The organism is Streptomyces sp. SID5464 (assembly GCF_009862985.1).
Classification (GTDB): domain Bacteria; phylum Actinomycetota; class Actinomycetes; order Streptomycetales; family Streptomycetaceae; genus Streptomyces; species Streptomyces chartreusis_D.
The window spans coordinates 41,173-52,188 of sequence record NZ_WWIQ01000045.1 but is presented as its reverse complement, the minus strand read 5'-3'; the positions used below and the strand labels follow the sequence as shown (position 1 = coordinate 52,188).

10 protein-coding genes are annotated in these 11,016 nt (G+C 68.4%); 2 read left to right on the top strand and 8 right to left on the bottom strand.

Annotated elements, in window-relative coordinates; all coding sequences use genetic code 11:
- Positions 1 to 1,056 (bottom strand): site-specific integrase (locus tag GTY47_RS22220; protein WP_010047457.1); only part of this gene is annotated, 1,056 nt, incomplete at its 3' end.
- A gap of 724 nt (positions 1,057 to 1,780) precedes the next feature.
- Here GTY47_RS22220 and GTY47_RS22215 point away from each other — a divergent pair.
- Positions 1,781 to 2,707 carry a nuclear transport factor 2 family protein gene (locus GTY47_RS22215; protein ID WP_010047454.1) on the top strand — a complete coding sequence of 309 codons (927 nt, stop codon included), beginning with the start codon at positions 1,781 to 1,783 and terminating at the stop codon, positions 2,705 to 2,707.
- A 230-nt stretch (positions 2,708 to 2,937) separates the two neighbouring features.
- Here the strand turns inward: GTY47_RS22215 and GTY47_RS22210 are convergent, their stop codons facing one another.
- On the bottom strand, positions 2,938 to 3,729 hold the full coding sequence (locus tag GTY47_RS22210) for a nuclear transport factor 2 family protein (RefSeq protein WP_158688474.1): 792 nt from the start codon (positions 3,727 to 3,729) through the stop codon (positions 2,938 to 2,940).
- 92 nt (positions 3,730 to 3,821) lie between these two features.
- Here GTY47_RS22210 and GTY47_RS22205 point away from each other — a divergent pair, with 92 nt between their 5' ends.
- A complete protein-coding gene (locus GTY47_RS22205; protein WP_010047450.1) occupies positions 3,822 to 4,235 on the top strand; it encodes a helix-turn-helix domain-containing protein in 414 nt (137 codons plus the stop codon).
- Between the two features lie 278 nt (positions 4,236 to 4,513).
- Here the strand turns inward: GTY47_RS22205 and GTY47_RS22200 are convergent, their stop codons facing one another.
- The 6 genes from GTY47_RS22200 to GTY47_RS22175 all read right to left on the bottom strand — a co-directional run bounded on the left by GTY47_RS22200 (position 4,514) and on the right by GTY47_RS22175 (position 10,923).
- Positions 4,514 to 5,509 (bottom strand): hypothetical protein, encoded by a 996-nt coding sequence (locus GTY47_RS22200; RefSeq protein WP_010047448.1) that lies wholly within the window; start codon positions 5,507 to 5,509, stop codon positions 4,514 to 4,516.
- 120 nt (positions 5,510 to 5,629) lie between these two features.
- A complete protein-coding gene (locus GTY47_RS22195) occupies positions 5,630 to 6,490 on the bottom strand; it encodes an aldo/keto reductase (protein ID WP_010047447.1) in 861 nt (286 codons plus the stop codon).
- Between the two features lie 107 nt (positions 6,491 to 6,597).
- Positions 6,598 to 7,377 carry an alpha/beta fold hydrolase gene (locus tag GTY47_RS22190; protein ID WP_010047444.1) on the bottom strand — a complete coding sequence of 260 codons (780 nt, stop codon included), beginning with the start codon at positions 7,375 to 7,377 and terminating at the stop codon, positions 6,598 to 6,600.
- Positions 7,378 to 7,427: 50 nt separating this feature from the next.
- Positions 7,428 to 8,396: an aldo/keto reductase gene (locus GTY47_RS22185; protein WP_010047442.1), complete on the bottom strand. Its 969-nt coding sequence runs from the start codon at positions 8,394 to 8,396 to the stop codon at positions 7,428 to 7,430.
- Between the two features lie 52 nt (positions 8,397 to 8,448).
- Positions 8,449 to 9,702: an MFS transporter gene (locus GTY47_RS22180; RefSeq protein WP_010047440.1), complete on the bottom strand. Its 1,254-nt coding sequence runs from the start codon at positions 9,700 to 9,702 to the stop codon at positions 8,449 to 8,451.
- A 342-nt stretch (positions 9,703 to 10,044) separates the two neighbouring features.
- On the bottom strand, positions 10,045 to 10,923 hold the full coding sequence (locus tag GTY47_RS22175; RefSeq protein WP_010047438.1) for a helix-turn-helix transcriptional regulator: 879 nt from the start codon (positions 10,921 to 10,923) through the stop codon (positions 10,045 to 10,047).
- Between the last annotated feature and the right edge of the window lie 93 nt (positions 10,924 to 11,016).

The following is an 11,016-nucleotide window of genomic DNA, read 5'->3' as shown; positions in this document are numbered from 1 at the left end:
GTCCCAGCCCGAGCCGGTGAGCATCCGGCCGCCCTGGCCGATGAACAGCGCCAGCGGATCCAGGCCGCCGCCCGTCTCCAGCACGGTGATCCGCCGCAGCCCCGGCTTCATGTCCTTCATCACCCGGGTCACCCTGACGCCCTCCAGGACCCCGCGGACCCGGGTACCGTCCCCCTCGATCCGCTGGACCACGAACAGGTCGCGCACCTGGCGCCGCAGCGTGCGCTGCGCTGTCGCCACAATCCCCGGCCTCTCCAGCAGCAGATAGGGGTCCAGCAGTTCCATCGCGTCCCTGGGCACGTAGACCGACCGCGGCCGTCCGTACTTTGCGCAGGCAGCCAGGTCGACGTCCGTGACCACGGGCCGGCGGCCGCCGGTCAGACCGAGCTCGGGCAGCAGCAGGGTCGACCACTCCTGGATCCGCATCCCCGTCATCAGCGCCAGCTCCAACGCCGAGCGGTTGCGGTGCGGCCGCCACCCCCGGAAGCCCAAGTGCAGGCCGCCGCCCGGCTCCAGTCCGCCGAACCCGACGTCCCGGAAGAACAGGTACTGGTCAAGCTCCATGTGCCGGACCCGCGGATCCCGGCTCACCCCACTGCCCAGGGACTCCCCACGACCCGTCGCCCGCCAGGGCCGCCCGCTCACGTAGCCGACCTGGGCCAGGTAGTCGTAGAGCCCGCCGATTGCGGCGGCGTCCCGATCCCAGGTGGCCTCGCCGACCGTCTCCTCGGCGTCCTCGCGCCGCCACCGCCGGAACTCCAGCACGTCATTCTCGGTCGCCAGCCGCAAGTCCAGGCCCCGTACTGTAAGGAAGTTGAGCAGCATCAATACGGTGTAGGCGTACGCGCGCATGGTCTTGGCGTCCAGGCCCTGCTGGCCGATCACCCGGAACCAGCTCGACAGTGGCTCTACCGGGCGCATCGCCTCGTCGAGAAGAATTGGCGTGCCCGTCGGAATCCGTCGCCGGTCAAGCAGCTCGCACAGGTCGGCAGGGCGAGCGCCGGGCACGTCCCCCACCTTCCAAACCTTCCGCCGGTCCGTGAAGAACAGCTGCACTGAGCCCCCAGAGCAAGGCACCTCGCGGGATCGAGGGACCAGTCAGCCACCCTGCCTGACCAGCACGGCAGCGGCCATGCTTGGCTCTCAACGTCACCCGAAGGGGGACCCGGGCACACAGCGGTCCCCGAGTTCAAGCCGCAGCCATCCACTTCAGTGGGGCACTTTGAGCGTCACAGGTGGCCACGGGAGCTGAGGTAGGGGGTACGCCGAACTACGCCGCTACCCGCCGCTGGAGGCTGAGGCGGAGAGACCGTCGAGCCGTCAGTCCTTCGGTGAGATGTGACCTGCGCCCTGTGACGCAGGCGAGCTGGCAGCCGGGGCATTTCCCGCCAGCACGGACGCCCCGCCACCTCCCCTCCACCGGGCCAGTCGAGGGGAGGACACTGCCCGCCAGAGCTGCCATGGTCGGCGTATTGGCGCAGGCGGCGCGGATCCCCGCGTACACGGACTCGGTGATCCACACAGGTCTGCGGCTGGACATGCCAGGAACTTGGCGCTGCAGGTCGGTGCGGCGCAGGGGCCGGGCCTCCAGGGCTGCGATCACCGCAACGCTCCGGCCCCCCCGGCCTGCAGCGGGACCTGCCCGGGCTGGCCGTGACCTCCAAGGCGCACATTGCCCTCTGGCACAGACATCAATGTGCCTTTTGTGTGGACTTCCTTGCAGGTCCATCATGAGGTTACGCACAAAGAGTAGGAATTGGAGTGGGTCATGAATATCCCCTTGAGCACCCCCCGGAAGGCCGCCCGCCTTCTGATCGCGACAGCGACGGTCGGCGCCCTGCTTGCGGGAGCCTCCGCGGCGTCGGCGGCCCCTCCGCGATCGACATCGGCGACGCAGGCGTACGGCGCGAGTCACCAGACAAGGGCGAACAAGGCGCTGGTTCTGCATTACTTCGACCAGCTCCTCAACCATGGGAAGCTCGCCGTGATCGACCGGTTCGTCAAGCCCGGCTACATCGAGCACGACCCGACGCGCGCCTCCGGCGCGAAGGCACTGCGTGAATGGGCGAGCGACCTGAAGACCGCCCACCCCGAGTCCCACGCCACGGTCAAGAAAGTCATCACCCAAGGCAACCTGGTCGTCCTGTACAGCAACCTCATCCTGGAGACGGGCTCCAAGGGGACGGCGCTCGTCGACATCTTCCGGATCGACAAGGGCAAGATCGCCGAGCACTGGAACGTGCAGCAGCAGGTCCCGGACAGCACGGCCAGCGGCCACGACATGTTCTCCACCCTCAGCACCCCCCGCCTGCCGGGCCCGGACCCACGCGCCTCGTCCACCGACAGCGAGAAGATCGCGCTGGGCATGATGCTCGGCCTCACCGTCGATCACGACGTGACCGCCCTGGACCGGTACGCCGCCGCCGACTACTACCAGCACAGCCCGACGGCAGTCGACGGCACGGCCGCCGCCAAGGAGACCTTCAGCAAGATCTACGCCCAGTACCCGGGCTTCACTGCGAGCCCCAAGCGGGTCATCGCCGAAGGCGACTACGTGGCGATCCACTCCCACTACAAGCTGGGCGCAGACGACGCGGGGATGGCAATCGTCGACTTTCTCCGGGTCCGCAACGGCAAGGTCGTCGAGCACTGGGACGTAGTCCAGCAGCTCCCGGCAACCTCCGCCAACGACAACACCATGTTCTAGCCGATGATGTCCGGCGGGCCGGCAGAGGTCCGCCGGACATCATGCCGTAAGCCCACGCGGTTGCCGCCGCTGGCCATCACCTTCACCACCTCGCAGCCGCTCTCGGCGCGTTCTCGCACCGCGGCCAGCAGCGCGTCGGCGCCCTCCGCCTGGCCGCCCGGGAAGGGGCAGTGGCCGCCGCGGGTGGTGCTCGGCGGGCCCGCGGCGACTGGGAAACTGCCGCAACTTGGTTAGAACATCGAGTTGTCGTTGGCGGATGTCGCCGGGACCGGTTGGATGGCGTCCCAGTGCTCGACGATCTTGCCGTCGCGGACGCGGAAGAAGTCGATGACAGCGAACCCAAGGTCGTCCGCGCTGGTCTTGTAGTGATGGTGGACCGCGACGTAGTCGCCCTCCGCGATCACCCGCTTAACGCTGATGGTCAGCTCCGGGTGCGCGGCGAAGGCCGAGGTGAACAGCTCTTTGGCGGCCGGGACGCCGTCGGCATACTGCGGGTTGTGCTCGTAGAGCGGGTCGACGGCGTACCGGTCGAAAGCGGCGGGATCACGTTCGACAGCGATCGTGTGGAACAGTGCCTCCACGACGCGCTTGCTCTCGGCGGTGGGCGCCAGCGGGTCCGGCGAGTTGTCGGCCGGAGCGCTGAGCGTGGTGAACATGTCGTGGCCGCTGACCGAGGTGGCCGGGACTGGCTGGATGACGTCCCAGTGCTCGACGATCCTGCCGTCCTCGACCCGGAAGATGTCGACGACTGCCTGGGGGGCGGTGCCCGGCTCCAACACGGCGCGGGAGTGCAGCAAAACCAGGTCGTCTTCGGCGATGACCCGCGCGACGGTGTGGTGCATGTTCGGATTGGCGGCCCTGAAGTAGCTCACGAAGCGGCGCAGTGCCTCGGGACCGTCGCCGCCTTGCGGGTTGTGGTTGGTGTAGGTACTGCCGACGAACTTGTCGATCACCTCAAGGTTGCCGTGGGCGAACAGTTGGTCGTAGAAGTGGGCCACCATTTCCTTATTCTCCGCAGACACAGTCGCGCCTCTCTTTCTCCTGAGTGGTGGTTACTTCTTGTGCGTGACCTCATGATTGGTCACTACGAGAAGAGGTGGAAGGAGGCACTTTCATGTCAGCCACGCACACCGATGTGCCGGTCGACGGCCCTGCCGAGCAGGACTGTTCGATCCGCGATGTACTTGACCGGGTCGGCGACAAATGGAGCGCCTTGATCGTGCTCAGGCTCAGCGACGGCCCCCGACGGTTCAGTGAACTGCACCGTGAGGTCGACGGGATCAGCCAGCGGATGCTGACCCTGACTCTGCGCGCACTGGAGCGCGACGGCCTGCTCAGCCGTACCGTCTATCCGACCGTGCCGCCTCGCGTCGACTACGAACTCACCGACCTGGGCCGCACGCTGCTCACACCGATCGCCGCTCTGCGCGAGTGGGCCGTGGCACACCGGGACGACATCCGACGCGCACGCGCCCGCCACGACCATCCGACCAGCGACCCCCATGCGAGCCCCGCGCCCGCATCCTGACGGCACGCTCGATCAAGAGTCTGAACACGCCCGACGTCAACGTCCGCCCCGCCGCTGGGTGGTGGGACGGTCGCTGTCGTGGATCATGCGGGCACGTCGGCACTGCCGCGACGCTGATGATCCGCCGCCTGGCCCAGAAATCCGTGGATGCTTAACGGACCTTCACCTGCCGGGGCTTACTCTGTGACGGCGTCGTCGAGGGTTGCTACGGACGTCATGGTCGCCGCGTCCGCGCCGACGTGAGCCCGCTCAGCGGATCACGGGGCCCTGCGGGCCTCTCAGGGGTGCCGGGGGTGGCCGGTGAGGGCGTGAAGATTGATGGTTCCGCGCTGCAGCTTCGCGTCGTGGGGTGCCTCGAAACCGGCGTCGGCGATGTACAGCTGGTTGCCGCTCACAGCGGTGGTGGTGGGGGAAGCGAGGCCGTCACCAGCGGTCAGGGCGGTCTGGGTGGTCCCGTTCGGGCGCACGACAGTAACCCGGTCGGTCGGGTCGTTCTGCGCAGCGAAGACGATGTTGGAGCGGTTGTTGAGGAAGGAAAAGTCGTCGAAGTCGGGAATGTTGTCGGCGACGGTGCGGATGCGGCCGGGGCCTCCGTGGGCGGTGACCGGGATCCTGAGCAGCGTGCCCTGGCTGTAGTTGCTGAGCCATACGGCGCCCTTGTGGAAGCGGACGCCGTTGACGCCCAACGGCAGGGAGCCGTGGGGGTCGGCTGCGAGCGCTGAGCCGCTCAGCCAGATCTTCGCCGGGCCGCCGGAGACGGGCACGGCCCACACCGTGGCGTTGTAGCTGTCGGCGGCGTAGAGGGTACGGCCGGTCGCGTCGATGGCCAGGCCGTTGGGCAAGCCAACCGGCAGGGCGGCCAGGCGCTGGGGGCGGCTGTGCGGGGGCAGTTTCCAGACACCGTTGCGGGAGGCGTCGTCGGAGTCCACGTTGTAGTAGACGGTGCCGTCGCTGCCGCGGGTGTTGCCGGTGATCTGATCGCCCAGATGGCCGCCGACGAGGGTGGTGCGCTGCCCGGACGAGGTGATCCGAACCAGCTTCGGCGGCTTGTTCGCGGGCACGCCCAGCATGGACACGGTCAGGGAGCCGTCAGGGTTGACGTTGATGTTCTCGGGTGAGTCGCCGGCGACGAAGTCGAACTTGACGGCGGTCTTGACCTGGGTGATGACCGGCTGGGTGCGGTTGCCTGCGGTGGCGGCGGACGCGGACGGGGGCGAGACGAGAACAGCTGCCAGAGCAGGGATGGCGGCGATGTGAGCGAGGCGTATGCGCATGGTGATGCCGTCCTGGGGGTGTCTAGGGGCGGGCTGGCAGAAGCCCCCGGCCAACCGCCTCGTGGCCGGGGAACCGACTGCGGATCTGTGACTACCGGGACAGTGGGGTTTGGCCTGGGGTCAGGTGTCGAACCGAACTCCACCCAGCCACGTGACCTTTTCGGGATCGTGGTGGTCGAAGATGGGGCTGCGGCCCGTGTCCAGCGTGGTGATGCGCTTCATCTCGTCGTCGGTGAGCTGGAAGTTGAAGACGTCGATGTTCTCTGCCATGCGTTCGGGCCGCACCGACTTCGGGATCACGACGATGTCCCGCTGGACGAGCCAGCGCAGGGCGATCTGGGCGACGGACTTGTCGTGGGCGCGGGCGATGTCGACGAGCAGGGGGTTGTCGAAGAAGCCCTGGCCGCCTTCGGCGAGCGGTCCCCAGGACTGGTGCTGGACGCCGTAGTGGCGCATTAGCTGCTGGTCGTCGGTGCGCTGGAAGAAGACGTGCGTCTCGATCTGGTTGACCGCGGGGACGACTTGATTGTGGCTGATCAGGTCAGCGAGCCGGTCAGGGTAGAAGTTGCTGACTCCGATCGCCCGGGTACGACCGTCGCGGTTGAGGGCCTCCATGGCCCGCCACGATCCGTAGTAGTCGCCGAAGGGCTGGTGGATCAGGTACAGGTCGAGGTGGTCGAGACGGAGGCGGTCGAGCGAGCGGTCGAAGGCGCGCTTGGCGCTTTCCTCGCCGTAGTCCTGGACCCACAGCTTCGTGGTGACGAACAGTTCGTCGCGGGGTACGCCGCTGGCGGCGATGGCGCGGCCGACGGCGCGCTCGTTCTCGTACCCGGCGGCGGTGTCGATCAGGCGATAGCCGGCCTCCAGCGCGGCCTCCACCGCCTGCTGGGTCTGGTCCTCGGGGATTTGGTAGACGCCGAAGCCGAGGATCGGCATCTGCACGCCGTTGTTGAGGGCGACCTGAGCAACCTTGCTCGCCATGGCTGAAACCTTCGCTTTCTGACGGTGGGGGGACGTCGGCCGGGCAGCAGCCGGTGGGGCGGCGATGCTGGTGCCGGCCTGGGCGGAGACGGCAAGCCGCCCGGCGTCTACCAGGTCTGGCGTTCGAGCCAGGTTTTGATGCGCTCGGCCGTCTCGCGCCAGCCCGGCTCCAGGAGCACGTTGTGGGTGCGGCCGGGGAGGAAGAGGTAGTCGGAGCCGAAGTAGGCGGCGCTGCGGCGGATTGCTTCGGCGGGGACGACGACGTCGTTTTCTGCCGCAATCACCAGGGAGGGGCCGCCGATGCGGGTGCGGTCGATGCTGAAGGAGGTGGAAATGGTCTCCTGGATGGCGAGGGCCGATTCCCGCGACAGCAGGGCGTGGTAGCGGCGGGCGTCTTCTTCCGGACTTCCGGCGAGCACACGGGACCACTCGTCCTCGAAGGAGCCGACTTCGATCGGCTTCGACAGGTCGAGCTTCCTCTCGGGGTGGAGTCCTACTTCGGCGCAGATGGCGGGCGTGATGTGCACCTCGGCGATGACCGGGTGCTGTTCCGCGTACTTCTGGCCAACAAGCGCGCCCATGCTGTGCGTCACCAGGACGGGCACCTGGCCGATATGGTCGACCACGATCTCCAGCTCTTCCACGGTCTCCGCCATGGAGCGGGCCGCGAACTGCTCCTCGGGCAGCTCGTGGGAGCGGTGGTGGTTGTACCAGCTGAAGGCGTAGCAGTCGCGGCCGGTAGCGGCGAAGAAGGGAAGGTAGTTCTCCCACACCCAGCTGCCCTGGCCGCCGCCGTGCACGAAGACGATGGGTGCACCGGAGGGGGTGCCTTCAGCGCGGACGTATTCGATGAACACGCCCTTGACGGTCGTGTTTTCAATCTTCACGATGGTGCCTTTTCGATGTCGGTGGGAGTCGTGTCGTGGGGTGGGGGTCGTCAGTTGCCGCGGCCGCCGTGTGGGGCGGGCAGGGCGTTGAGCGCTTCCAGGTCGGACTCGCTGAGCTGGATGTCGGCGGCGCCGGCGTTGTCCCGCAGGTACTTCGGGGTCTTGGTGCCGGGGATCGGGATGACGTACTGGCCCTGAGCCAGGACCCAGGCCAGGGCAACCTGGGCCGGGGTGACGTCGATGCGCTCGGCGATCTCGCGCACCCGGTCGACCATGGCGAGGTTCTGCTGGAAGGCGTCCTGCTGGAAGCGCGGCATCCGGCGGCGGACGTCGTCCTGGGGCAGGTCGTCCACCGAGGTGAAGCGGCCGGTGAGGAATCCCCTGCCCAAGGGGGAGTAGGGCAGGAAGGCGATGTTCTGCTCCTGGCAGTAGGGCAGCACGTCGTGCATCCAGTCCCTCGTCCACAGCGACAGCTCGCACTGCACGCTGGCGATCGGGTGCACCGTCTGGGCGCGCTTGATCTGTTCGACGTCCACCTCGGACAGGCCGATCGCGCGGGCCTTGCCGGCGGCGACCGTCTCGGCCAGGGCACCGACGCTCTCCTCGATCGGGACCTCGGGATCGACCCGGTGCAGCTGGTAGAGGTCGACGTGGTCGGTGCCGAGCCGTTGCAGGCTTTCGTCGATGGAGCGGCGGATGTGATCCGGGCGGCCGTTCTCGGCTCGGACCGGCTTGCCCTGTTCGTCCCGGGACAGGGCGCCGACCTTCGTGGCCAGGACCGCACGGTCGCGGTAGCGGCCGGACAGCGCCCGGCCGACCAGTTCCTCATTGGTGAACGGCCCGTACACATCCGCAGTGTCGATCAGGGTCACGCCCAGATCCAACGCCGTTCGGATCACCGAGACGTACGTGTCCTCGTCGCGGGCCGCCGCCATGTCGTAGGCGTAGCTCATGCCCATGCAGCCCAGACCGATCACGCCCACTTCGGGACCGCCCGGCCCCAGTGTCGTCGTACGCATGTGATTCCTCTCTGTATGCCGGGCGGGAAGGGACCCGGCCTCTAGTGCGGTGTCAGCTCTGCGCCGATTGCGCTGTGCGCTGCGAGGCAACCAGCAGGCCGAGGGGCAGCAGGGCCGCCAGGGCGAAGGCGAAGCCGGTTAGGGAGGGGCCCTTCAGGTCCAGGCTGGAGTTCAGGGCGATGCCGCCGAGCCAGGAGCCGGTGGCGATGCCGATCTGGAACGCGGAGGTGGCCAGGGCTACGGGCAGGGACCGGCCCTGTCCGGCGATCTTGACGACCTGGCTGACCACGATGGGGTTGCCGGCGAAGCCGGCGGCGCCAAGCAGGAGGATCAGGACTATGGCCACGACGCTGTTGGTCGCCCACAGGGTGATCGCTCCCAGAGCGGCAGCGGTCAGGGCGGCGGTCGGGATGAGCGTGCCGTAGGGCCGCCGGTCGCCGAGGCGGCCGCCGACCGTGGTGCCGGACAGGGCGCCGATGCCGAAGCCGAGCATCGCCAGCGGCACCGCCGAGCTCGCCAGGTGGGCGCGGTCGGTCAGCAGGGGGGCAATGTAGCTGTAGGCGCCCATGATGCCGGCCTGGAGCAGGGCGATGGACAGGTAGACCAGCCACAGCCGGGGCTGCTTGAGCGCGGCCGCCTCGGCGCGCAGGGAGGTGTCGGTACGTGTGGTGTCGGCCGGGATGCGGCGGGCGATCACGGCGGCGGCGGCCACAGACAGTGCGGCGAGCACCCAGTAGGGAGTCTGCCAGCCGCCCAGTTGGCCGGCTGCTGTACCGAGGGGGACGCCGATGATGTTGGCGAGCGTGATGCCGCCGACCATCACGCCCGTGGCGCGGGTGCTGGCGGCGGGGCCGGCCGCGGCGGTGGCGATGACGGCGCCCACGGCCCAGAAGGTGCCGTGGCCCAGTGCGGCGGCGATCCGGCCGACGATCGCGAGGGTCAGGTTGGGGCTGAGTGCGCTGAGGACGTGCCCGGCGGCGAAGACCAGCAGCGCGGCGATGAGGGCCGAGCGGCGGGGCAGGCGCTGGGTCGCGATCGCCATCAGGGGAGCGCCGATCGTCATGCCGATGGCGAAGACGGTGATCAGCATCCCGGCGCTGGAGACGCTGACGTTCAGGGCGGCGGCTATCTGCGGCAGAAGGCCGGAGACGACAAATTCGCTGGTGCCCATGATGAAGGTGATGCCGCCCATCAGCCACACCACGGACGGCAGCTTGGCCTTCCCGGCAGGCACGGACGTGCTGTTGTCGGCCGCGAGCGGGGCGGCGGCCGAGGTATCCGGCTTCGTGGACGAGGGGGAGCTCACTGACGATCCTTTCCTGAGGTGGCGCGGGGCCCCGGTCATCGAAGGCGGGCCGGCAAGCGTCATACGCGCCGAGAGTGGTGCGGGGCGGGCCCCTTCAGGCCCGCCGCAATCCACGAAACCAGCCGGTGAGCAGCTCAGGGAGTCACGCTTGTGAGGGGTAACAGCAGTGACCCCCTCACGCCGAGATCGTCAGTGAGTACACGCTGATGCGGGGTATCCGTCCGCGGCACACGATGCGGGCGGGCCGATGACTGCCCCTGGCGGCATGTTGAGCGCTGTGCGTGGTGCAGCGGGCCGCACGCCGCAGCGGTGGCGCCGGCACGGGGGCCGTCTGCTGGGGTGTCAGTGCTCGGAGTCAGTCCGGGAAGCGGCAGCGTCCCGGCCCTCGCTTGCCGCCCAACTGGCCAGCAGCTTCAGGGTGTCCGCCGCCGGGGTGCCGGGCTCGGCGCTGTAGACGGTGATGGACAACCCCTCGTCACCGGGCAGGTCAAGACTTTCGTGAACGAGTTCCATCTCGCCCACCGCCGGATGGTGAAACCGCTTGGATCCCCTGGTGAAGGAATGCACGTTGTGCGCACCCCACATGGTACGGAAGGCGTCACTGCGGGTGGACAGCTCACCGATCAGGTTGGACAGCTCACGGTCGTAGGGATTCTTGGCGACCTCGAGGCGCAGCACCCCCACCGCGTCGCGGGCCACGCGTTCCCAATCGACGTAGAGCCGCGGGGCGCGGGGGTCGAGGAAGCAGAAACGGCAGGTGTTCGGCTGTTCCATCTCGAACACGTCGCTGTGCAGGATGCGGGCGAGTGCATTGGCGGCCAGGATGTCCATCCGGTTGTTGCGGAGATACGCCGGCTGATCCTGCAGGCCCTCGATGATGCGCAGCACGCTGGGTCGCACGCTCGCCTTCTTCGGTCGGCGTCGGGCCCTGGCCGGGGTCACGTGTGCTGCGCGCGCCAGGGCGTAGAGATGGTCCCGTTCGGTGTCGTCCAGCTTCAGGGCCTGCGCGAGGGCGTCCAGGACGCTCTCGGAGACTCCGCCGAGATCACCTCGCTCCATGCGCGTGTAGTACTCCACGCTCACCCCGGCGAGCATCGCGACCTCACCCCGGCGCAGCCCGGGCACCCGGCGGTGCCCGTACACCGGCAGACCCACCTGTTCGGGCGTGATCCTGTCACGGCGGGACTTGAGGAATGCGCTGACTTCGGCCCGGTTGTCCATGGAATCCAGCGTAGAAAGACGGCACAGCCGGTGGGGGTCCCTGTCAGTACCCCTAACAGCAGGGGCTCCCGCACTTCGGGCTGGGTCCGTCGA